18 protein-coding genes and 2 pseudogenes are annotated in these 22,937 nt (G+C 69.5%); 8 read left to right on the top strand and 12 right to left on the bottom strand.

Features of this window, described 5'->3' with window-relative positions:
• Positions 1-204 precede the first annotated feature (204 nt).
• The gene (locus ACFV2X_RS48330; protein ID WP_385628986.1) at positions 205-1,677 is read left to right on the top strand and encodes a GntP family permease; all 1,473 of its coding nucleotides are present in this window, start codon (positions 205-207) and stop codon (positions 1,675-1,677) included.
• 100 nt (positions 1,678-1,777) lie between these two features.
• On the opposite strand, the gene ACFV2X_RS48335 is transcribed toward ACFV2X_RS48330, so the two are convergent.
• The 4 genes from ACFV2X_RS48335 to ACFV2X_RS48350 all read right to left on the bottom strand — a co-directional run bounded on the left by ACFV2X_RS48335 (position 1,778) and on the right by ACFV2X_RS48350 (position 5,657).
• Positions 1,778-3,769: a ricin-type beta-trefoil lectin domain protein gene (locus tag ACFV2X_RS48335; RefSeq protein ID WP_385628988.1), complete on the bottom strand. Its 1,992-nt coding sequence runs from the start codon at positions 3,767-3,769 to the stop codon at positions 1,778-1,780.
• Positions 3,770-3,948: 179 nt separating this feature from the next.
• On the bottom strand, positions 3,949-4,692 hold the full coding sequence (locus tag ACFV2X_RS48340; RefSeq protein ID WP_385628991.1) for a cation transporter: 744 nt from the start codon (positions 4,690-4,692) through the stop codon (positions 3,949-3,951).
• Positions 4,692-5,027: an ArsR/SmtB family transcription factor gene (locus ACFV2X_RS48345; protein ID WP_385628994.1), complete on the bottom strand. Its 336-nt coding sequence runs from the start codon at positions 5,025-5,027 to the stop codon at positions 4,692-4,694. Before ACFV2X_RS48345 ends, ACFV2X_RS48340 begins: the two co-directional genes overlap by 1 nt.
• A gap of 36 nt (positions 5,028-5,063) precedes the next feature.
• Positions 5,064-5,657, bottom strand: coding sequence for a CGNR zinc finger domain-containing protein (locus tag ACFV2X_RS48350; RefSeq protein WP_385628996.1), 594 nt, complete (start codon positions 5,655-5,657; stop codon positions 5,064-5,066).
• A gap of 81 nt (positions 5,658-5,738) precedes the next feature.
• Here ACFV2X_RS48350 and ACFV2X_RS48355 point away from each other — a divergent pair, with 81 nt between their 5' ends.
• A complete protein-coding gene (locus ACFV2X_RS48355) occupies positions 5,739-6,605 on the top strand; it encodes an alpha/beta fold hydrolase (RefSeq protein WP_385628999.1) in 867 nt (288 codons plus the stop codon).
• Positions 6,606-6,622: 17 nt separating this feature from the next.
• Here ACFV2X_RS48355 and ACFV2X_RS48360 read toward each other — a convergent pair whose 3' ends face one another.
• The 3 genes and pseudogenes from ACFV2X_RS48360 to ACFV2X_RS48370 form a co-directional block, all read right to left on the bottom strand.
• A complete protein-coding gene (locus ACFV2X_RS48360) occupies positions 6,623-8,431 on the bottom strand; it encodes a protein kinase (RefSeq protein ID WP_385629002.1) in 1,809 nt (602 codons plus the stop codon).
• Between the two features lie 76 nt (positions 8,432-8,507).
• Positions 8,508-8,735 (bottom strand): DUF397 domain-containing protein, encoded by a 228-nt coding sequence (locus ACFV2X_RS48365; protein WP_385629005.1) that lies wholly within the window; start codon positions 8,733-8,735, stop codon positions 8,508-8,510.
• Positions 8,722-9,536, bottom strand: a pseudogene (locus ACFV2X_RS48370) (helix-turn-helix domain-containing protein). The gene ACFV2X_RS48365 and the pseudogene ACFV2X_RS48370 overlap by 14 nt, the downstream one beginning before the upstream one ends.
• A 114-nt stretch (positions 9,537-9,650) precedes the next feature.
• On the opposite strand from ACFV2X_RS48370, the gene ACFV2X_RS48375 reads away from it, so the two are divergent.
• The 3 genes and pseudogenes from ACFV2X_RS48375 to ACFV2X_RS48385 all read left to right on the top strand — a co-directional run.
• On the top strand, positions 9,651-9,848 hold the full coding sequence (locus ACFV2X_RS48375) for a hypothetical protein (RefSeq protein WP_385629008.1): 198 nt from the start codon (positions 9,651-9,653) through the stop codon (positions 9,846-9,848).
• A gap of 61 nt (positions 9,849-9,909) precedes the next feature.
• Positions 9,910-10,092 (top strand): hypothetical protein, encoded by a 183-nt coding sequence (locus ACFV2X_RS48380; RefSeq protein WP_385629009.1) that lies wholly within the window; start codon positions 9,910-9,912, stop codon positions 10,090-10,092.
• A gap of 747 nt (positions 10,093-10,839) precedes the next feature.
• Positions 10,840-11,286, top strand: a pseudogene (locus ACFV2X_RS48385) (SAM-dependent methyltransferase); the annotation flags it as partial.
• Positions 11,287-11,375: 89 nt separating this feature from the next.
• Here the strand turns inward: ACFV2X_RS48385 and ACFV2X_RS48390 are convergent.
• Positions 11,376-12,734 carry a M14 family metallopeptidase gene (locus tag ACFV2X_RS48390; RefSeq protein ID WP_385629013.1) on the bottom strand — a complete coding sequence of 453 codons (1,359 nt, stop codon included), beginning with the start codon at positions 12,732-12,734 and terminating at the stop codon, positions 11,376-11,378.
• A gap of 183 nt (positions 12,735-12,917) precedes the next feature.
• On the opposite strand from ACFV2X_RS48390, the gene ACFV2X_RS48395 reads away from it, so the two are divergent.
• Positions 12,918-13,766 (top strand): serine protease, encoded by an 849-nt coding sequence (locus tag ACFV2X_RS48395; protein WP_385629016.1) that lies wholly within the window; start codon positions 12,918-12,920, stop codon positions 13,764-13,766.
• 176 nt (positions 13,767-13,942) lie between these two features.
• Positions 13,943-15,223: a lipase gene (locus tag ACFV2X_RS48400; RefSeq protein WP_385629019.1), complete on the top strand. Its 1,281-nt coding sequence runs from the start codon at positions 13,943-13,945 to the stop codon at positions 15,221-15,223.
• A gap of 30 nt (positions 15,224-15,253) precedes the next feature.
• Here ACFV2X_RS48400 and ACFV2X_RS48405 read toward each other — a convergent pair whose 3' ends face one another.
• A complete protein-coding gene (locus ACFV2X_RS48405; RefSeq protein WP_385629021.1) occupies positions 15,254-17,872 on the bottom strand; it encodes a BRCT domain-containing protein in 2,619 nt (872 codons plus the stop codon).
• Positions 17,873-17,964: 92 nt separating this feature from the next.
• Complete coding sequence (locus ACFV2X_RS48410; RefSeq protein WP_385629024.1) at positions 17,965-18,978, bottom strand: chitinase; 1,014 nt, start codon at positions 18,976-18,978, stop codon at positions 17,965-17,967.
• Between the two features lie 203 nt (positions 18,979-19,181).
• On the opposite strand from ACFV2X_RS48410, the gene ACFV2X_RS48415 reads away from it, so the two are divergent.
• Complete coding sequence (locus ACFV2X_RS48415; RefSeq protein ID WP_385629026.1) at positions 19,182-20,015, top strand: SDR family oxidoreductase; 834 nt, start codon at positions 19,182-19,184, stop codon at positions 20,013-20,015.
• 77 nt (positions 20,016-20,092) lie between these two features.
• Here the strand turns inward: ACFV2X_RS48415 and ACFV2X_RS48420 are convergent, their stop codons facing one another.
• On the bottom strand, positions 20,093-20,815 hold the full coding sequence (locus ACFV2X_RS48420) for a hypothetical protein (protein ID WP_385629028.1): 723 nt from the start codon (positions 20,813-20,815) through the stop codon (positions 20,093-20,095).
• 195 nt (positions 20,816-21,010) lie between these two features.
• Positions 21,011-22,777, bottom strand: a complete 1,767-nt coding sequence (locus tag ACFV2X_RS48425) for a chitinase (protein ID WP_385629030.1) — start codon at positions 22,775-22,777, stop codon at positions 21,011-21,013.
• Between the last annotated feature and the right edge of the window lie 160 nt (positions 22,778-22,937).

A 22,937-nucleotide genomic window follows, 5' to 3' on the forward strand; every position in this document is an offset into this window, starting at 1 on the left:
CGTCGGCAGCTAATTTTGTTTATAAGACACTGTTAGGGGGGGGGGGGTCTGCCCCGCCCGCCGTACCCCGCCGTACTCCCTCCGCCCCCACACCACCCTCGTCGGAATCCAGCGTTCTGAACCTCCGCACCCGCACCCCCAGTTCCCCCGCGCGCGGTCCCCCGCCGCGTGGCGGTCCCCCCTACCCGAAAATCGGAGCCCCCTATGCCGCTCACCGCCGCCCCAGCTCCCGAGGCCCCACCCCACACCGGTGGTCTCCTCATGATCATCGATGGCACCGCCGGTCTGCTGACCGTCGCCGCCCTGGGCATCGCCCTGCTGCTCTTCCTGATCATCAAGGCCCGGCTGCAGCCCTTCGTGGCGCTGCTGGGCGTGTCCATCGCGGTGGGCCTGGCCGCCGGTCTGTCGGTCACCGAACTCTTCGGCACGGTCCAGAAGTCCGACGCCGTCTCGCTCATCGAGTCCGGTATGGGCGGCATCCTCGGCCACATAGCGATCATCATCGGCCTGGGCACCATGCTCGGCGCGATCCTCGAAGTCTCCGGCGGGGCCGAGGCGTTGAGCGCCCGGCTGCTCGGCCTGTTCGGCGAGAAGCGCGCGCCGCTCGCGATGGGCCTGACCGGCCTGATCTTCGGCATACCCGTCTTCTTCGACGTCGGCATCTTCGTCCTCGCGCCGATCGTCTACGCGGCAGCCAAGCGCAGCGGCAAGTCGATCGTGCTGTACGCGATGCCGATGCTGGCCGGCCTGTCCATGACCCACGCCTTTCTGCCCCCGCACCCCGGCCCGGTGGCCGCTGCCGGGCTGCTCCACGTCGACCTGGGCTGGGTCATCCTGATGGGCATCCTCGTCGGAGTCCCGTCCGTGCTCGCCGCCTGGGCGTACGCCGCGTGGATCGGCAACCGCCTGTTCGTCCCCGTACCGCAGGACATGCTGGAGGCGGCCGAGGAGTCCAAGGAGGCCGTCGCCGCCGAGCAGCGCGCCGCGGGGGCCACGCCCGCGGAGCGGCCGGTGCCGGTCTCCACCGTCCTCGCGATCATCGGCACCCCGCTGGTCCTCATCCTCTGCGCGACCTTCTCCTCCATCGCGCTGGACCCCAGCACCGGACGCTCGGTGATCGAGTTCTTCGGGCACCCCTTCGTGGCGCTGACCATCGCCCTGCTGCTGGCCTACTACCTGCTGGGCATCCGGCGCGGCTGGTCCCGTAAGTCCCTGGAGACCGTCTCCACCGCCTCCCTCAAGCCGATCGGCAACATCCTGCTGGTCGTGGGCGCGGGCGGGGTCTTCGGCGCTGTGCTCAAGGGCAGCGGCGTGGCCCAGGCGCTGGCCGACGCCTTCGACAGCGCGGGGCTGCCGGTCATCCTGCTGGCCTGGCTGATCTCGGTGGTGCTGCGCGTCGCGCAGGGCTCGGCGACGGTCGCGATCGTCACCACGGCGGGGATCGTCTCCCCGATGCTGACCGAGGGCGACTACTCGCAGGCTCATCTGGCGCTGGTCATCATGGCCATCTCGGCGGGCTCGATCTTCGCCTCGCACGTCAACGACGGCGGGTTCTGGATGGTCGCGAAGTACTTCGGCATCTCCGAGCGGGACACGCTCAAGTCGTGGACCGTGCTGGAGTCGGTGCTGTCGGTGGCGGGGTTCGTGGTCGCGGGGCTGCTGAGCCTCGTCATCTGAGGCAACGCCAATTTTTTGGGGCGTGGACTCCGCTCCCTTGCCTCAGCGCCCCTCTCTGCCACAGCCGAGAGGGGTGCTCCAGGGCCGGGAAATCAGCTGCCTATGGTGCGGCGGCAGTCCAGCTCTGATCGTCGCTTTCATCGCATGCGCTCGTCTGCAGTTGATAGCCGTTCTCCAAAGGGGAGTTGGCATCTTTGAGGCAGAGACGAGTCTTCATGTTGTGCAGAGTGGAATTTTCGCCGGAGATATCCCACCGCTGATAATCCCCTTCATTGCATGAATACGTGTACACCTCGCCGGATTCGTTGCTGTCCAAGCAGAGATCAGTCGCCACGTCACGCAGTTCGAACTCTTCCCCGGAGATCTTCCACTTCCCCTCCTCGCTCCCGTTGTCGGAGCAGTCGCTCAAGTGCGGGCCACCGGAGCCGCTGCCGCTCAGGCAGCGATCAGTCGCCACATTGCGCAGCACGGAACTGTCGCCGGCGATGGTCCACTTCTGGCGATCACTGCTGTCGCATTCGATCGTGCGCAACGTGCCGTCGTCGTCGCCGTCCAGGCAGCGGCCGGTCGCCGCATTGCGCAGTACAGACTTGTTGGATATGTTCCACTTCTGCTGATCGGTGCGATCGCATGTGGACATACTCAGCTCACCGGCATCGTCACTGCCCAAGCACATATCGCCTGCCGCATCACGCAGACTGAACGCCTTCCCGGACGCAGTCCATTTCTGGTAACCGCCACCATTGCAATCGAATGCGTAAGCTTCTTCGTCGCCGTTACTGTCCAGGCAGCGTCCGGTCGCCGCATTGGTGAATGTTTTTACGGTCGAGTCTAACGCTTTTGGGGGTGATGCGGCCTTCGCTGGCGGGTTCGCGGGGGAGGTCTTTTCCTGTGAGGACTCTTCCGACGGGGTTTTCTGCGGTGTGCTGTTCCGTGAGTCGTGCGGAGGGGAGGCGCCGTCGTTCTTGTCGTCGCCTCGGTTCGGGAGCCAGATGAGGGCGGCGGCGACCGCGATCGCGACGACGGCGAGCGCCGCAAGCCCTGTTATCAGTCGGCGCCTCCTGGGATTCCCCGGCCGCCCCCCGGATTGCGGGTCGTACACGGTTCTCGGGGGTATGGACGGCGAGGCGGGCGTCGCGGAAGGCGCCGAGGAAGGCGTCTGGGCCGACTGGGTCGGCGGCTGAGGTGGCATGGGCAATGTGGGGGGCGGCGCGGGCGCGGGAAGGAAGGCCGGCGGCAGCCACCCGGCGGTCGGAAGCACCTCGGCGAGGCCGAGCTTGGCTCCGGCCTGCCGGCAGAGGGCCACCACCTCGGCGGGCGTGGGCCGAGCAGCGGGGTCCTTCGCCAGGCAGCGGCTGATGACGGGCCGTATCTCCGCCGGGCAGGCGGTGAGATCGGGCACCTCGCGATCGATGCGGTACAGCACGGCCGGGCCCGGCCCGTCCCCGAAGGGGTGGACGCCGGTCGCGGCGACGTACCCGGTCAGGCCGAGCGCGAAGACATCGATGGCCGGGGTCACCGCGGTACCCCTGAGCTGTTCCGGAGCCATGTACAGGGGGGTGCCGATGCGCATGTCGGTGCCGGTCAGCGGAGTGGCCTCGGCGGCCCGCGCGATCCCGAAGTCGATGACGGCGGGGCCGTCCGGCGCCAGGATGACATTCCCCGGCTTGAGATCCCGGTGGGTGACCTGCACCGCGTGGATGGCCTCCAGCGCGTGGGCCACGCCCGCGATCAGCCGCAGGGCGGCGTCCGGCGGCAGCGGTCCGTGCGTGGCCACCGCCGCCGCGAGCGACAGGCCCGGGGCGTACTCGGTGGCCAGCCAGGGCATGGACCCTTGGGTGTTGCTGTCGACGACCGGCAGGATGTAGCGCCCCCGCACCTGCCGACTGGCGCGCACCTCCTGCTCGAACCGCTGCCGGAACTTCGGGTCCTCGGCGAACTCGTCGTGCACCACCTTCAGCGCGATCGGCTGCCCGCCCCGTGTGGCGGAGAGGTACACCGTCCCCATACCGCCCGCCCCCAGCCGCCCTTGGAGCGCGTAACCCGCAATGTCACGCGGATCTCCCGGTTTCAGCGGCCGAATTCCCGCCACGCGATCCCTCCCTCTCCACACCTCTGGCATACGCGTGACGACGCACGACCAGTCAACTACCGTAGACCCGCGCAAAAATACCCCGGTGATCCGGTCGTGGGCACAGCAGCAGGTCGCTGTGGGTGCGGAAGCCGATGGCGGCCTTGATCCGGTTCTTGCCGCCGGGATGTGACAGGTGGTCAGCAGCGGCAGTCGCAGCCGGGACGGCAGGCACAGGTGTCCGGCTCGGGGTCGGCGTCCTGCTCGGCGCCGGCGTCCTGGTCGGCGGCCGGGACCGCCGCGGTGGCCGGGGCCGCGCAGCAGCCCTTGCCTCGCCAGGCGTCGCGGCCTTCCTTGGCGGCGACGGCGGCGATGACGAGGGCGGCGATCGGGTCGGCCCAGGACCAGCCGAGGGTGGCGTTGAGCACCAGGCCGACCAGGAGCGCGGCGGACAGGTACGTGCACAGAAGCGTCTGCTTGGAGTCGGCGACCGCCGATGCGGACCCGAGTTCGCGGCCGGCGCGGCGCTGGGCGGCGGACAGAAACGGCATGACGGCGAGGGAGAGCGCGGCGAGCGCGATGCCGGGGATGGAGCGTTCGGCCTCACTGGTGCCGCTCAGGGCTCGTGCGGCGTCGACGGTGACGTATGCGGCGAGCGCGAAGAACGAGACGGCGATGATCCGCAGGGTGGTCTTCTCGCGGGTCTCCCGTACGTGGTGCTCGGAGGCGGAGAACTGCCAGGCGACCGCGGCGGCGGAGGAGACTTCGATGATCGAGTCCAGACCGAAGCCGATCAGCGCGGTGGAGGAGGCGAGGGTGCCGGCGGTGAGGGCGGCGACCGCCTCGATGACGTTGTAGGTGATGGTCGCGGCCACGAGCAGCCGTATCCGGCGGGTGAGCGCGTCGCGGCGGGCGGGGGACGGGCCGAAGGATATCGCGGTCATCAGCAGCACCCTTTGGTCTCGCCGTCGACGCATGTGCGGTCGGTGGCGACGGCCACCACAGCGGTGCGCAGGTCGTCCAGTGCGTGGCCGAGGCGTTCGTCGGCGAGCTCGTAGCGGGTGCGGCGGCCGTCCGGCACGGTGACGACCAGGCCGCAGTCGCGCAGGCACGCCAGGTGGTTCGACAGCCTGGTGCGCGAGATGCCGAGGGCGTCGGCGAGATCGGCGGGGTAGGCGGGGGCGTCGCGCAGGGCGAGCAGGACGCGGCAGCGGATCGGGTCGGCGAGCGCGCGGCCGAACCGCGCCAGCACCTCGATGTCGGAGGCAACAGTCAGCACGCCCATGAGAGTACACGTGATCCTGAATTCAGGAAATCATGGACCGTCTCGGCGGGGTTCGCGGGAGCGGGCCTGGTGGAGCCGTACCTTGGTGCGGTTCCCGCAGCGGGTCATCGAGCACCAGCGGCGGTTGTGCGCGGGCGAGCGGTCCACGAAGCGCAGGGCGCAGCGCTCGGAGCCGCAGATGCGGACGCGTCGTATCTCCGGGGAGAGCAGCAGCTCGATCGCGTCCTGGGCCACGAGGCCGAGCGCACCGGCCGCGTCCTTCGCGGCATGCGGCGCGCTGCCCGACTCCAACTGGCCGTCCTTGACGGTCAGTTGGACTACCGGGCGGGGTGCCGCAGCCGACGCCTCGTTGATCGCGGCGATGTCGGCCGAGGCCGGCAGGCCACCGCCGGCCGCGCACAGCACCGCGCGGTCGATCGCCTCACGCAGCGCCACCGCGGAGCGCAGCGCGGACCCGGATGCCCCGTGGGCCCTGACGGTGAGCAGGTCGACGCCCCGCAGCCAGCGCACCAGGTCGTCCGGCTCGCGAAGTGTCTCCCGGGGCGACGTCTTCCACCGGTCGCGGAGGGTGTTGACGAAGTCCAGGCACATGCGCCCGCCGTACCAGAGCCATTCGTCGTCCATCGCCATGGCTCCATTGTCCACTGCCCGTCGCGGTACTAACCTCCTATGAGGGTTAGTAAGCGAGAGGTGGGAGGTACGGCCATGAGCGCAGAGACGGTGGAGACGGTGACCACAGGAGTCGCCCAGGTCAACGGGATCCGGCTGCACTACACGCGCGCGGGCTCGGGCCCGTTGCTCGTACTGCTCCACGGGTGGCCGCAGACCGGGCTGTGCTGGCGACCGGTGCTCGGCGAACTCGCCGTCGGCCACACAGTCGTAGCCCCCGACCTGCGCGGATACGGCCTCAGCGACAAGCCCACCACCGGCTACGACAAGCGGCAGATGGCCTCGGACATCGCCGAACTCGTCCGGCAGCTCGGGTTCGAACGGGCCGCGGTCGTCGGTCACGACCGCGGCGCCCGGGTCGCGCACCGCTGGGCCCTGGACCACCCCGACCAGGTCGAACGGCTCGCCGTGCTCGACGTGATCCCCACCCGGGAGATGCTCCGCCGAATGGACGCCTCAGTAGCCGCGGGCTACTGGCACTGGCTGTTCCACCTCCAGCCCGATCTGCCCGAGCTGCTGGTCGGGAACAACGTCCGCGCCTACCTGGAGTACTTCTTCGAGCGCTGGACCTACAACCGCCACGGACTGGACCCCGACGCCGTCGATGCCTACGTCCGCGCGTTCTCCCGCCCCGGCGCGCTCCGCGCCGGTTTCGACGACTACCGCGCCCAGGAACGCGACCTCGCCCTCGACGACGAGGACGCCACCGCGGGCCGCCGCCTGACCATGCCCGTCCTGGCCCTGTGGGGTTCGGCCGGGCTACCCGCCCGGCTGCCCACCCTGGACATCTGGCGCCAGTACGCCGACGACGTCACCGGCGCCCAGATCCCCGACTGCGGCCACTTCATCCCCGAGGAGCGTCCCGACGCCCTCTTGGCCCACCTGCGGACGTTCCTCGGCTGACGTTCATCCAACAGGGCCTAGTAAGGCACCGTGTCGCACCAGGTCTCCGCCCAGGCGGAGGCGCCGTGTGTGTTGGCCGCGCGGACGGTGACGCAGATCTCGTCACCGGAGAACGGGCCCTTGATCGTGTAGCTGGTGCCCCCGGTGGAGTAGACCGTGTTGACGTTCTTCTCCGTGTAGTTGCTGCCCTTGTTGGTGTAGTGGATGTCGTACCTGGTCGCCCGGGAGATCGCCGACCAGCTCACCTTGAGTGGCATGTCGCATGCGCCGACACAGGAGTTGGTGTAAGCAAGCCGGTAGCTCTTCATAGCGGGCGGTGGCGAGCCGGAGGACGTACCGCTGGAGCCGGATGAACCTCCGCCGCCCGCCGATGATTTTCCGCCGTCCGAGCCCGGAGAAGAGCCGGACCCCCCGTTGTCGGAACCACTGTCGCCATTGGATGAACTGCTGCCGCCGTCACCATCCGACGACCCGGAGCTACGCCTGCTCTTCTGGGCGTTCGGCTTGTCCGTCTCCTCCCCCGTCTTGCCGTCGTCCCCGCTCTTCTTCTTTTCTCCCTTGGAAGGCGAACTGTTGGGCGCGCTCGGCGAGGTGCTGCCACCAGCAGCGGCGCTCGCGCCACTGCTTGGTGACTGGGCATGCGTTCCGCCCCCGCCGCCACCCCCAAAGGGCTGAAGCAGGGCGACCGTGCCGCCGCCGACGGTGATGACGAGGACGACCGGCAGCGCGATGAGCGTGCGGCGCCGACGAGCCTCCCGCTTCGCGGCTCCGGCGGCCGGGTCGGTCGGGTCGGCTTTGGGAGGCCCGTCCTTCGGCCGCAGCCCGACGGTCGCCAGGTCCGTTGACTCCTCCCGCAGTGGCGCCGCCTCGGCGTCGAGCAGCCGTGCGGACTGCCGCGCGAGGTGCGCGACGACACCGGCGGGAAGCCAGTCGCCGCGCGTGGCGTGAGGACGCACCCGCTCGGGGTCGTCCAACAGCTGGTCCACGTCCGGCCGTTGAGCGACGTCCTTCACCAGACAACGGGCGATGAGCGCTCGCAGCGAGGCGTCCTCGACACCCGTCAGATCGGGCTCGCCCTCCACGATCTCGAACATCACCGCGTGCTGATTAGCCGCCCTCTTCCCGAACGGCAGTTGCCCGGTCGCGGCATACGTCAGCACGCACCCGAGGGTGAACACATCGCTCTTGACCCCCGCGCGCTGCCCGCGCACCTGCTCAGGCGACATGAACCCAGGAGACCCGACGACCATCCCCGTACTGGTCAACAAGGAATCAACGGACGTCTCCAGAGCCCGCGCGATCCCGAAGTCGATGACCTTCGTGCCGTCCATGGTGAGCATCACGTTGGACGGCTTCAGATCGCGGTGCACGATCCCGGCACCGTGAATGTCCTTGAGCGCCTTCAGTAGCCCATCGGCGAGGGCATGCACGGACGCGGTCGGCAACGGGCCGTGCCGTCGTACGACTTGCTCAAGCGAGAGCCCGGGAACGTACCCCGTGGCGACCCACGGCGGTTCGTCGTCCGGACCCGCGTCGAGCACCGGCGCCGTGTACCGCTTCCCGACCCTCCGCGCCGCCTCGATCTCCCGCCGGAACCGCGCCCTGAACTGCTCGTCGGAGACGTGCTCTTCGTGCACCACCTTCACGGCCACGGTCCGACCGCTGTCCGACCGCGCGAGGAACACCCGCCCCATGCCACCGGCCCCAAGCCGACCGAGCAACAGATACGGGCCGATGCGCGCCGGGTCGCTCACCGCGAGCGGCTTGACAGCCGCATCGACATCGTCGTCCCGCTCGTCGGGCCCGTCCCCGTTGGTACCGCTCATGATGGTTTGGCTCCCCCCGCCATCTTCGCCTGGTCAACGGCGCAACCCGGATGAGGATAGACGGTGTGGGGGCGGGTCAGGTGGTCGGGAAGTCCCCGCGCTTGATGGCGGAGACGAACGCGGACCAGGCGGGCGGCTCGAACACGAGGGCCGGGCCGTGGGGGTCCTTGCTGTCGCGGACGGGTATGTCGGCGTGGCCTCGGGCTATTTCGAGGCAGTCGCCGTTGCTGGGCCCGCTGTAGCTGGACTTGAACCAGCCAGTGAGGGTGGAGGCGTTGGTGAGGGTGCGATCAGTGCTGGCCATTTTCGTGTTCCTCCGCTATAGCCCTGATCAGGGCCAGGGATTCCTGATGCGACACCGCATCGCCCATGGCGAGATCGTAGGCCGACTGGCAGGAGCTCACCAGGGTCGGATCGTCCATCAAGTTGCCCGTACGGAGACCTTCGACGTATGCGACGGGTGCGGCATCGGTGAAGCGCATGAGGGTGACCATGCTCTCGATGAGAGCGTGCGCCCCGATACCGAACGGCAGCACGTGCAGCCGCAATCGTCCATCCTCGGCCATGTCCGAGATCCTGCGCAGTTGTTCTGCCATGACCTGTGGTCCACCGACCCGGCGCCGGAGCACCGCCTCATCCAACAGGGTCCACACGGTGGGGTTCAACGGATTATCGAGGATCCGGGCACGCTCTATGCGGTTGACGACGCGCCGGTCAAGATCCTCGGTGCGGTAGTTGGGGCTTGCCGTGCGCACCGCACGTGCGTAGGCGTCGGTCTGGAGCAGCCCAGGAACGAGAGAGAGCCCGTACAGCCGAAGCTCTGACGCCTGCCGCTCCAATTCCGCCGCGACCGCGAAGTGGTCGGCGAACTTCGACTCCAGATCCTCCAGCCACCGCGCGAAGAACCCATCCGTCCCCAGCGCCTGATCGATCCGCACCGCGTCGTCCGGCCTCGGCAACCGCGCCCCGCCTCCCAGTGGCTGATCAGCGTGGGGGAGCACACCACGATCTCGCTCAGCGCCTCCTGTGTCATACCGGCCGCGATGCGGCGGAGCCTCAGCTCCTCCCCGTACTTCTCCCTGGGTGTGCGTGGCCTTCGATCCATCTGCGCCTGCTGCCGTGGTCGGACCCCGACGGCAAGCCGTGTTACCTGGCGTCGGACGACGGGGACAGCCCGCTGAGCCGACGCGCGGATGCGATCGAGGCCGTGCAGGTGTCGATGGGTGCGAATCTCCTCCATCACGCCTGGGCGCTGCTGGACGCTCCCAAGGCAGACGCGCGAGAACTCCGCTTCCTCGCGGAACGGCTGTGTGAGGCGCTGCGCGACGTGCTGCGGGTCGCCGAGAGCAGGGGCGCCCGCCTGCCCTCGTACGACGAAGGTGACGGCCCGACACCTGCCGGGGGTGGCTGTGGCTGACTGGCAGATCGGTCCCGTTCCGGGACGGGGCTCGCGTCGGGCGGCCGATGGGGAACTCGCGTTGCCACTCCATATCAGCCAAGGCGGGCAGCATCGCGCCATCGCCGACCTGGAGCTGACCCCCGCTGAGGCGGAGCAGCTGCACGCGGCCCTGTGTTACGCGCTCGGTGAGCAGCCACCTCCGCCCGATGCGCCCGAGTGCCGTCAACCCGCCCACTACTCGGGCGGCCGACAGCGGTACTGAAGTCGGCCGCTTGAGCGCTCCGCGTTGGGTACGCAGTGGTTCCGCTCCGCTGCGCTGCGCGAACGGCTGCGCTGCGCTTCGCCTGTGCCTATACGCCGTCTCGCGGCATTCGGTTCGGGCGGGTGCGGGTTTCGTCTCGGACCCTCCGGGTCCAAAGCGCCGGCGAGAAGGGGGAAGGGGGGCGGCAGGCCTGTTGTTCCGGTTCCTCGGCTCGGTGGGCGGCTGAGCTTAAGGCTGGCTCCGCTGCGCTCCGCCGCAGCTGCTGCCGCGCGGTGGCCGACCGGTCAGTCCAGCGGAGCGCTCGATCGGGGCCCGGGAGCGCGACGGACAGGCGAGCACCGGCGGACAGGACCACCCCTCCGACCCACCCCCTCTTAAATTATCGCTTGATGCAGTACTTGATATAAAGCAAGCACTTTTTTAAGAGGGGGGGTGGGGAAGGCCCGAACCGGACCGGCGCACACCGCTCCAGACGACCATCCACCGCCCCCGACCATCCGCCGCACGCCAGCCGGTGTCCCTTGAGCTGGACGGCGACGATGCCCCGCGCCCCCCTTTCCCGCTGCTGGCCGCTCTGCGCCGAAGGCGCGAGACGATACCCGCACCCGGCGACCGGGCCGTACCGCCCAATGGCGCCGACCCGCTCGTAGTGCTCCCACGCCCCGGCCCTGTCGCAGGTCTTATTTGCGGTGAGTATGAGACAGCGACACGCCGAAGCGACGGCGTGTCGCTGTCTCATACTCGCCACTGCCCGGCACGGTCTCCTTCATGTCGGCCCGTACGCACGCTGCGACGGCGTTCGGCAACCCCGCCCACTGGGCCGCGGGCCTGCCTGAGAAGGCCCGCACCACCCGGCACGGCCCCGAGCGGATCACCGCCGCCACCGAGGAAGCGTTCCATCTGCGGTTCCTCGCCCAAAGCAGCGTGCCCGGGGCACAGATGACGACTGTGGGCGAGGTGGTGCACCTCGTCGATGTCGTCACCGGCTCCGCTGCCGTCCTCACCCCCGATGACAGCGGATGGCGCGTGCGCGAGGGCGGCCCGGTGGCGCTCTGGGGACGCATCGAGCGCGTCCTGGACGCCTACGACACGGCTGACCGGCCGGGGCCGGAGACGTTCACGCTGCACGTGTCCGACGGCGGGCAGCGCCTGCGGCACCCGCAGATGCCCGGCCTGCTGCTGCCCCGGCCCTGACCACGACCGCCCTCGGGGCCCTCGTGTGGCGCCGTCCCGGCGGGTCTCCCCGCCGGGACGGCGCCCGCGGCGTGCCGTACGGCCTGGGCTCAGGAGCAGTACTGCGCTTCCTTGCCGATGGACCGGTACATACAGTCCGCGTTCTCCAGGAGCTGGAGCACCGCGTCGCGGTTACGGGAGGTCTCCCGCTCGATCACCTCGTCGGGCGGGTAGAAGCCGCCCGCGCCGCTGGAGCTCGGGTACATCTCGAAGGTGTAGGCGAAGACCTTCTGGGCGCCCCACAGATAGTCGTCGATCGCCCCGTCGGTGATGTACAGCTCGCTCGACTGCTCGGGGGTGTAGCCGTTGCTCGCGGCCATCTTCTTGCCGACCGCGGCGAAGGCGTCGTAGTCGTCCCGCGTCATGCCGGTGGTGGTTTCGTCGTACGTCCAGCCGAACGGCCACAGCACCAGCTCGCTGTAGGTGTGGAAGTCGATGGCGGCCTTGATCTGCTGCTTGCCGCCGACGACGCGGCTGCGCGCGAAGTCCGCGACGACCTTCACCTCGGGGGCCGACTCGGCCTTGGGGCCGCGGTAGGTCTCGGAGCCGGTGGAGCCGGAGGAGCCGCCGCAGCAGCCCCATTTGAAGTCCCAGTTGCGGTTGAGGTCGGTGCCGACGTTGGAGGAGCCGGAGTTGGGCTGGCGGTTCTTGCGCCAGCTGCGGTAGGAGCCGGTGGCGATGTCGTACTCGCCGCCGTCCGGGTTGACGTCCGGGACGATCCAGATCTCGCGGCTGTTGACCAGGCCGGTGACCCGGGAGTCGGTGCCGTAGCCCTGGGTGAACTCGCGCACCAGGTAGAGGGCCATCTCGACGGTGAGGTGCTCGCGGGCGTGCTGGTGGGCGGTGAACAGCACCTCGGGTTCGGACTCGTCCGTGGCCACGTTGTCGCTGATCTTCAGCGCGATGATGTCGCGGCCCTCGTACGACTTGCCGATGACCCGCTTGCTCAGGATGTTCGGGTACTTGGTGACCGCCGCGTTGATCTCGGTGTTGGCCTCGGCGTAGTTGTGGTACTTCGCGTCCGCGGAGGGGAAGTCGAAGGGCTTGGCGGCCCGGCCCTCGGTGCGGGCCTGCGGGGCGGCCAGGGGGGTGAGGTCGTAGCCGCGCGAGCGCAGCTCGCGGGCCTGGGCCGCGTCGGCGGTGACCACGACGGAGCGGGCGTCCACCTCGTCGATGGAGACGCCGGTGGCCGCGATGGAGGAGCGCTCGGCCGCGGTGGCGGGGCCCGCGATCTCGTACTGCCGCACGCTCTCGTCGGCCGAGGTGTCGGCTGAGGCGTCGGCCGCAGCGGCGGCTGCCCTGGGCGCGGAGCCCGAGCCGTCGGCCTGGGCCGCGACGGGCGCCGCGAGGGCGAGGGTCAGCAAGGCGGTGAGGGCGGTGGCCCTTCTGCCGCGAATGCGAAGTCGCATGAATTCTCCTGGGGGGTGGTCTGAGGCGAGCGACTGCTGCGCCAGTGTTCGGCCATGCGCATGACATGGTCAAGGGCGGGAAATGGTCGAAGCCGAGGGAACATTCGTGCGGCTCCGGATCGAGCCGCCGCGACGTGACCGGTCGCGGCGCGGTCCGAAGCCTCGTCATGGGAGGGGAACCACATGCGTAGACCTCTGATCGGCGCGCTGTCCGCGCTGCTGCTCGGCGGCGCGGGCCTCGCGACCGCGGGCGTCACCCCGGCCGCGGCCGCCCCGGACACGGCCAAGGCCAAGGTCAAGGCGGTCGACTTCGCCGGGACCGTGGCGCTGAGCAACTGCTCGGGCTCGGTGGTACGGATGCCGAACTCGGCCGACAGCGACCCCGCGTTCGTGATGTCGAACGGCCACTGCCTGGAGTCCGGTATGCCGGCCGCCGGACAGGTGATCGTCGACAAGGCGTCCACCCGGAGCTTCACCCTGCTCAACAGCTCCGGCAGCGGCGTCGCCACGCTCCGCGCCACCAAGATCGCGTACGCGACGATGACCGACACCGATGTGTCGCTGTACCAACTGAGCTCGACGTACGCCCAGATCCAGCAGTCGTACGGCATCAAGGCGCTGCAGCTGTCGGGCAGCCACCCGGTCCAGGGCACTGGCATCAATGTGGTCTCCGGCTACTGGAAGAAGATCTACTCCTGCAATATCGACGGGTTTGTCTACCGTCTTAAAGAGGATGAATGGACCTGGAAGGATTCGGTCCGCTACACCTCCGCCTGTAACACGATCGGGGGAACCTCGGGCTCGCCGGTTGTCGACTCCGCTTCCGGCAAGGTCGTCGCCATCAACAACACGGGCAACGAGGACGGCGGACGGTGCACCCTCAACAACCCGTGCGAGGTCGACGCCAACGGGACCGTGACGGTGCGAAAGGGCATCAACTACGCCCAGGAGACGTACGGCATCACCAAGTGCGTCGCCGCGGGCAACAAGATCAATCTGAGCCTGGCGGGGTGTGAGCTGCCCAAGCCCTAGCTCGTACAGCCGTAGGCGCCCTGTGCGCCTGGACCTCCGGTCCACCGGGATTTCCCCCGGCCGGACCGGGGGCCGGGCGCAGCATGAACCCGGGGGATGGCACCAGTGCGGCCCGGGAGCGCCCCGCGGGACGCTGAGGTCTCCGTCGTTGATCACGAGGAAGAGATGGGGACCTCATGCGCAACTCGCCACGCCGTATCCGGTCGAGCCACACCAGGGCCGCGGCCCTGTGCGCCGCGCTGCTGCTGGCCGGATCCGCAGCCCCGGCCGTGGCCGCCGCCCCAGGCGGCACGACGGCCACAGGGGCGTCGGCTGACGCGGCGTCGCGGTCCGGCCGGGGCACCCTGGTGTCCTTCGACCTTCTCTACTCGCTGGAGGAGCCCGAGGACGTCACCACCTGGCTGACCGACGCCGAGTTCGACACCGGCACCGTCCGGTACGGCGTCGACGCGTACCAACTGGTGTACCGCACGGTCGACCCGTACGGCCGGCCCACCACCGCCAGCGGGCTGCTGGTCCTGCCGCGCGGGGGCGAGGGCCGGCTGCGCCCGGTGTCCTTCACACATGGCACCGGCGTCCACAAGGACGACTCGCCGTCGAAGCAGACCGGCGGCTTCCTGCCCGCGCCGCCGGTCACCTACGCCTCCGCCGGGTACGCGGGTATCGCCCCCGACTACCTCGGCATGGGCGTCGGCCCCGGACCGCACCCCTGGATGGACGTCCCCTCCGAGACCACCGCGTCCCTGGACATGCTGCGCGCCGCCCGCGCCTTCATGCCCCGTACCGGCCGCACCCTGGACCGGGAGGTGGCGGTCACCGGCTTCTCCCAGGGCGCCTCGGCGGCGATGGGACTTGCCAGGGCCCTGCGGTCCGGCGAGGACCGCTGGTTCCGGCTGGGCGCGCTGGCCCCGGTCAGCGGGGCGTACGACTTCGGCGGCGCTGAGCTGCCCGCGCTGCTCGCGGGCGAGCTCGAGCCGAAGTCGAGCGTGCTGTACGCGGCCTACACCCTGGTCGCCTTCAACCGGCTGCACCATCTGTACGACAGCCCGGCCGAGGTGTTCCAGGCGCCGTACGCCGACACCGTCGAGGCGCTGTTCGACGGCGCGCACACGGGACCGCAGCTCATGGAGGGCACTCCGGACACCCTCGACAAGCTGCTCACCGCCCACGGCCGCGACCTTCTCGCCCACCCGACCGGCCCCATGGCCGACGCCCTGCGCACCACCGACGACGTCTGCGACTGGGCCCCCCGCGTGCCGACGCGCCTCTACATGGCGAGCGGCGACGAGCAGGCGACCGTCGCCAACACCGCGCACTGCCGCACCGCGCTCGCCCGCCATGGCGTGGCCGCGCCGGTCGTCGACCTGGGAGCCGTCGACTACAACGGCTCCCGTCACCTGGGGTCCAACGTCCGGGCCACCGCGGCCATCGTGCGCTGGCTCGACGAACTGCGGTAGCCGGGGTAGCCGACACCGGTCAGGCGGGCGTCACCAGTGGGCCTGGTAGTGGCCTGTGGCGGCGCGCCACAGCGCGGAGAACGCGGCTTTCGACCGGTGGTTGAAATCATGAGCCGGAAGGTCGCCGAGCAGGTCCAGTACGGCGCTGAGGTGCCCACAGTCCGCGGCCTGCTCGATGAGCTCCACAGTCGGCATCTGGCGTTTGGCGCGCGGCGTTCCGAGCAGCTTGGCGTGCGCTTCGGCGAGGGCCGCGATGTCCTCCTCGGTCGGCGTCGGCGGCAGGGACCGCCGCGGGGCGCCGTCGGCGATCGCCTGGGCACGCTCGTAGGCATCGTCCGGTATGTACCAAGAGTCGGAGAGCCATGAGCGGAGCAGATCGGGTCGGCCGAGCTCGACCAGTGCCTTGATCATGCTCGACGGCCGGTCCCCGGGCGGGACGCACGCTTCCAGGAACTCTTCCGCGATGTCGAGCCGGTCGGTGCTCAGCAGACAGAGCAGCCACGGCTCGGAGCGGAAGCTGTTGGGCCGGTTCTCGGCGGACGTCCACAGCGACCGGGCCTCGTCCACGCGCCCGCACTCGGTGAGCGCCCAGATGACCGGGAGACGGTTCTCCCATGCGTTGATTTCCGGCTCGATGGCATCCCGTGCGCGGGCGAACCACGCGTCGGCGGCGGCCGTATCACCCAGGGCCTGGTAGGCGCCGGCCACCGAGGAGGCGATGCTCGCGACGTTTCGCTCTCCGAGGGCCGCCTCCGCCCTCGGCTCGGCGAAGGCGAAGACGGCCCGCGCCTGTTCGGTCCGTCCCGCGCGGGCCAGGATCATGGCCACCTGAGCCGAGGCCACGACGCGCTCGTCCGTACCGGGTATCGCGTCGAGCAGCTGCGCGGCGCCTTCGGGCTCCCCGCGCCGGGCCCGGAGCCGGGCCGCGTCGCTGAGGTATTCGTTGACCGCGAAGTTCCAGTTGCTCCCGAGCTCGGAGACGGCATCCTTCACCGCAGTGAACAGGTCGTCCATCGTGGCGGTGTTGGGCGGCGGCCACGCCCCGTCCCCCTGGGTCTCGGCGGGGTCCATCCTCTCCACGTACTTCCGGACGAAGTAGCCGAGGCCGTGCTCCCCGAGCCGTTCGGCGGCGGTCCGCACGTCCGGCACGACATCGAGCCCGCCCCACCGCACCGGCCAGGCGAAACGCCGGTCGACCGACCAGGTCAGCACCGCCTCCAGGTCTTCCCTGCGGTCCGGCGGCGCGATGACCACACCCTCCTCGAACGCCGCACACCAGGTGTGGTCGTCCAGGGCGAAGTTGACGTTGCGCTGCTCGAATACGTAGTCGTCCTCCAGGATCCGGGGGCCCGGAGGTTCGCGGAGGAAGGTGAAGCCGCCCAACTCCCCTCCGGTGTCGGGCCGACGGAAGGTCACACGGGTCGGGTCCACGGAGACCCGCACTCCGCCCGCGCCGCCCTTCCCCACGGCCGACTCGGGTCCGTCCTCCTCAGCCGCCCAGCCGACCCGCTTGGTGGCCAGCTCGATGACCAGATCCCGCTTGTGCCGGGCGTCATACGCGTACAGCCGGGTGCTGTCCGACGACCAACTGACCCCGTCTTCCAGCCACAGCTCGTCTTCCTCGTCCCCGTTTCCCTCGGCAAGCGCCTCGGGCAGCTCGGACAGCTCGGGCAGCAGATAGGGGTGCGAGGGGGGTGCGTAGCCGGGCAGCCAGAACAGATGACCCGCCTCCAGTGGAACGACACAGCCCTTGATCGAAGAGGAGGACGCGGTCGAGATGAACGCGCGCCGTCCGTCGGGCGCCAGCGCCCATGTCGGCGGCCGGCCGGCCCCGTCCGTCACCGACGCGCCGGCCAGCGGATAGGTATTGGTGGGGCGGGTGTCGAACGGGTCGAACACCCCTACCTGGTTGGTGTTGTAGGCGAGCCCGACGCGGGTGCTGTCGGCCGACCACTGGATGGTGTCGTCGTAGTCGGGCCAGCCGACTCCGCCCTCGATGCGCTGGAGTGTGTTGACGCAGCGGCCGCTGGCGACCTCCCAGATCTGCAGCGCCCCACCGTGGTGGTAGTCGTCGCCGACCCAGCTTCCGGTGGCCAGATAGCGTCCGCACGGGCTGAGCTCAAACGATGTGATCTCTGTGACGTGGCCGTACGGATGCTGCAGCCGTGTGTCACCGAGACCGCGAATCCTGTCGGTCGCGAAGCGGTGCGCCTCGGTGACCCCATGTGTGCGCTCGAACTGCAGCAGCCGGGCCCGGAGCGGCGGCAGGTCCCGCTCGGCCGCGAAGGCGGACCAGTCCGCTTCCGAGAGGACCGTGAGCAGTGCGGCCGGGTCGGCGGCCGACGTCAGCGACGCGTGATCCGCGAAGGTCCCTGCCCCGTCGGTGGCGGACTCATGGCCCGCCGAGGGCTTGGCCGCCCCCTTGAGCACCGCCCGCAACGCCTTCGCGTCGTAGATCGGAATGCCGCGTGTGCTCGCCGCTCCGATCTTGCTGCCCGGGACATCATGCGCGACGAAGACCAGATCAGTTCTGTCGGACACCGAACCCGACACCCGCGCGCCCAGCGCCTCCAGTCCGGCCTTCGCCGTGGCGTGCGGCAGCTTGTGGAACCGCCCCATCAGGACAATAGATTTTCCCCGTAGATCCATGGTCATGACCGTAAGGGCGGCCACTGACGCCACGGTTCATCCCAACTCCCCGTTCGAGGGGGGACTTCCGGTCCCCCTCGAACGGGCGGTTCCTACGACAGACCGTGGACGTGCGGTCCGACCGCCTTCGACCAGGCGCTGCCGTTCGCCGCGTCCCAGTTGGTCGACCAGGTCATCGCGCCGCGCAGCCCGGGGTACGTCTTCGAGGGCTTGAACGATCCGCAGCCGGAGCCCTTGGTGAGGCAGTCCAGGGCGGCGTTGACGACCCCCGGCTCCACATGGCCGGAGCCCGCGCCGCGCGTGGAGGCCGGGACGCCGATGCCGACCTGGGACGGGTCGAGGCCGTTCTCCAACTGGATACAGGCGAGGGCGGTGAGGAAGTCGACGGAGCCCTGTGAGTAGACCTTGCCGTCGCAGCCCAGCATGGAACCGCTGTTGTAGTACTGCATGTTGACCACCGTCAGGAAGTCCTTGGTGGCCAGCGCGGTCTTGAAGTACTCGTTCTGCGGCGACTGCATATCGATGGTCTGCGGCGCCATCGTCACCACGACATCGCTCTTCTTGTCGTGGATCGCCTTGAGCGCCTTGGTCATGTAGGTGGCGTTGAGCCCGTTCTCCAGGTCGATGTCGACGCCGTCGAAGCCGTACTCGTCCATGAGCTTGGTGACGGAGTCGGCGAAGGCGTTGGCGGACGCGTCGTCGCTGATCGAGACGGTGCCGTTCTGGCCGCCGATGGAGATGATGACGGACTTGCCCGCGGCCTGCTTGGCCTTGATGTCGGCCTTGAACTGGTCGACGCTGTAGCCGCCGAGCCCGGCCGAGTCGAGGTTGAAGGTGACGGCCCCGGGTGTGGTGGTCGCGTCGGCGAAGGCCACGGCGATGATGTCGTAGTCGTCCTGGACGTCGGCGAGCTTCTGGACGGTCGCGCCGTTGTTGAAGTTCTGCCAGTACCCGGTGACCGCGTGCTTGGGGACGGCCGCGGCGCCGACGGGCTCCTCGGCCGCGCCCGCGGTGTTGGCGGCCATCAGCCCACCGGCGGCGAGGGCCGCCACGGCTATGCCGCCGAGCAGCTTCCGGGGGAACGTACGTGAATGTGCGCGTGCCACAGGTGCCTCCGAGCGTGGGGGGATGTGGGGGGAGAGTGGTGCGGCTACGCGTTCAGGGGCCCCTGAGGCATGTGATCCACCGTGGTCCAGACCAATGCGTGTGTCAAGTCCCTGACAGAAAGCTCGTGGTTGACCTGAAGCAAGGTTGAAGTTTTAGCGTTGGCGCCGGATTGATCACCATCTGGCGACAGGAGAGTGTGCCCGTGATCCTCGTGACGGGAGCCACCGGAAACATAGGAAGTGCCCTGCTGAAGGAGTTGCGGGCGAGCGGTGCCGGGCCGCTGCGTGGTCTTACGCGGGACGCCGCACGGGCCGGATTCCCGGCCGGAGTCGAAGCCGTGGAGGGCGACTTCGCGCGGGTCGCCACGCTGAAGCCCGCGCTGGACGGGGTGCGTGCGCTGTTCCTCCCGTCGCGCTTGGGGCCCGACGCCGACATCCTCGACCTCGCCCGGCAGGCCGGTGTGGAGCATGTGGTGCTCGTATCGTCGATCACCGTCCAGACCCATCCCCACCTGGGCCCCGCCAAGGAGAATCTTGCCGTCGAGCGGCTGCTCCAGGGCAGCGGCATGGCCTGGACGATCCTGCGGCCCACGCGGTTCGCCTCGAACGCGCTGTGGTGGGCGGACGCCATCCGCACGCACGAGCCGGTCCGCCTGCCGTACGCGGACGTCGGGCTCCCCGCCGTCCACCCCGCGGATATCGCGGCGGTGGCCCGGGTGGCGCTGACCGAGCCGGGGCATCACGGGCGGACGTACGCGCTGACCGGGCCGGAGCGGGTCACGGCCCGGCAGCAGGTCGAGGCCATCGCGGCGGCCCTGGGGCGGGAGGTGCCGTTCGCCGAGATCGGGCGTGCAGAGGCCCAACGTGACATGGCGGCCTTCCTGGGGGAGGAGGCCGCGAGTGCGGTGCTGGACCTGATGGGCGGGGAAATCAACGATGAACTGCTCGCGGTGCGCGACACGGTGGAGCGGGTCACCGGGCGGCCGGGTGGATCGTTCCGGCAGTGGGCCGCGGAGAACGCCGACGCGTTCCGCTGACGGTGCGGTGCCGTTCGGGGGAGGGCTCTCGGCCCTCCCCCCGAACGCGGCAGCCGGCGGCGGGGATCAATCGGCCATTACTCGGCGTCGTACTCGTCGATGCTGGTGGCCATGCCGTCCTTGATGACGACCGTGGCCATGATGCCGTTCTCGTTCTTCAGTACGGTGTCGAGCTGGTCGGGGGTGCAGGCTGTGTTGGCGTCGCAGATCCGGCCGGCGCCGGTGATTTTGGTGTCGTCGGCGACGAAGAATCCCTGGTTCTGGACGGTGTGCTTGCCGGGGGCGAGGTAGGCGAGCTCACCGGAGAAGGTGCCGTTGGCGGACCTGCTCTCCTCGGGGCCCTCGTCGCCGCCGGTCTCGCCGCCGGTGCCACCGTCGGCGGTGTACTCGGTGATGCTGGTGGCCATGCCGCTCTTGATGACGACCGTGGCCATGATGTCGTCGCCGTTCTTCAGTACGGTGTCGAGCTGGTCGGGGGTGCAGGCTGTGTTGGCGTCGCAGATCCCGCCGGCGCCGGTGATTTTGGTGTCGTCGGCGACGTAGAACCCCTGGTTCCCGACGGTGTGCTTGCCGGGGGCGAGGTAGCGGAGTTCGCCGGAGAAGGTGCCGTTGACGGGCTTCCCGGCAGGGGCGTCGCCACCGTCCGATGAGCCGCCGCCCGGGGCGGACGGGGCGGAGGACGAGCTGTCGGGCCCCGAGGCGTCGGCGTCGGACGGCTGGCAGGCGGTGGCGAACAGTGCCCCGGTCACCAGCAGACCCATGGCGGCAAAGGTACGGATGCGGGAGCGGGAGGCACGCATGATGAGAGACCTTCTTCGTCAGTCGAGGGAAGAGACCCGGGGAGGTGTCTCTCCCGGTGTGCTTCTCATCCTGCGGGCCACCACTGCCGTGCCATTAACGTGCCGCTAACGAAGCGCTGTTGTCCTGGGAGCGCGCTGCCCGGCCGTTCGGGGGAGGGCGGTCAGCCCTCCCCCGAAGGGGCCGAACGCGATGGCTTACGGCAGGCCGTGGACCTTCGGCCCGACCGCGTTGGACCAGGCGTTGCCCGCCAGCGCGTCCCAGTTGGTCGACCAGGTCATCGCGCCGCGCAGGCCCGGATAGGTCTTCGCGGGCTTGAACGAGCCGCAGCCCGTACCCCGGGCCAGACAGTCCAGGGCGTTGTTCACGACCGCCGGCGCCACGTAGCCGCTGCCCGCGCCGCGCGTCGAGGCGGGCAGGCCGAGGCCGACCTGGGAGGGGGACAGGCCGCCTTCCAGCTGGATGCAGGCCAGGGCGGTGAGGAAGTCGACGGAGCCCTGGGAGTAGACCTTGCCGTCGCAGCCCAGCATGGAGCCGCTGTTGTAGTACTGCATATTGACGACGGTGAGGATGTCCTTGATGTTGAGCGCCGTCTGGAAGTAGGCGTTGGACGTGGACTGCATGTCGATCGTCTGCGGAGCCATGGTGATCACGAGCTTCGAGCCCGCTTTCGCTGACAGGGACCGCAGCGCCTGCGTCATATAGGTCGCGTTGAGGCCGTTCTCGAGGTCGATGTCGACGCCGTCGAAGCCGTACTGCTGCATCAGCGCGTAGACGGAGTTGGCGAAGTTGTTCGCGGAGGCCGAGTCGTTGATGGAGACCGTGCCGTTCTGGCCGCCGATGGAGATGATGACGGACCTGCCCGCGGCCTGCTTGGCCTTGATGTCGGCCTTGAACTGGTCGACCGTATAGCCGCCGAGGCCGGCCGAGTCGAGGTTGAAGGTGACCGCGCCGGGTGTGCCGGTCGCGTCGGCGAAGGCCACGGCGATGATGTCGTACTGGTTCTGGACATCGCTGATCTTCTGGACGGTCGCGCCGTTGTTGAAGTTCTGCCAGTAGCCGGTGACCGCGTGCTTGGGGACGGTGCCGCCTCCGCCGCCGCTGCCGGCCGAGGTGGTGCCGGTGACGGCCGTGGACTTGGGCGACTCGCCCGCCGCGTTGGCCGCAGTGACCTGGAACTGGTACGAGGTGGAGGCGGCGAGTCCGGTCACCGTGGCCGAGGTGCCGCTGACCGCCTGCACCTTGGTGCCGTCACGGTAGACGTTGTAGCCGGTGGCGCCGCTGACCGTGGACCAGGACAGGGCGATGGACGAGGAGGTGACCGCGCCCGTCTTCAGGCCGGTCGGGGCGGTCGGGACGGGGTCGCCGGGGTCGGAGCCGCCGGGGCCGGTGAGGTTGACGTCATCGGCGTAGTAGGCGGGCTGTCCGTACCAGCCGTGGGTGTAGACGGTGACCGAGGTTGTGCTCGGGCCGGTCTTGAAGGTGGTGGTCAGCTGCTGCCAGCCGGACGCGGACGGGGTCCAGGTCGATACGTCCGTCGTGCCGGTGCCGCTTGCCCCGAGGTAGACGTAACTGCCCTGCACCCAGGCGCTGAGCGTGTACGAGGAGTCAGGCTTGACGCTCACGGTCTGGGTGCACTGGGCGTTGTCAAGACCGGCCGGGGTCGCCTTGAGCGCCGAAGAGCCGCCGTGCGCCGGGCTGGTGACCGTGGTCCCGGAGGCGGCGGAGCAGGTCCAGCCGCTCAGGCCGGACTCGAAGCCGGAGTTCTGTACGAGGTTGGCGTCCGCCGCACCGGCGGTGCCGCCACCGAGGGCGACCAGCGCGCCCGCCCCGAGCACGGCCGCGGCGGCGGCGGAGAGGAAACGGGTGAGTCGTCGGCTGCCGCGCCTCTGACGTCTCTTAGGTCTGCCGGGTCTGCCAGGTCTCTTGGGGGGTATCGCAGCACGGTCCACGACTGCCTCCATGGGGGAGAGTTGAAAGGAGGAGCATTGAGGACGGTGGCCACCGCACGACCGTTTCAAAATGGTCCAGACCAATGAGGTTGTCAAGGGGATCGGCATGAGCCCGTAACCCAGGGGAACTGTTCTCTCACGCGGCTTTCGTGGATAAAGTGCTGATGCACCA

The sequence above is a fragment of the Streptomyces sp. NPDC059679 genome (assembly GCF_042734105.1).
GTDB lineage: Bacteria > Actinomycetota > Actinomycetes > Streptomycetales > Streptomycetaceae > Streptomyces.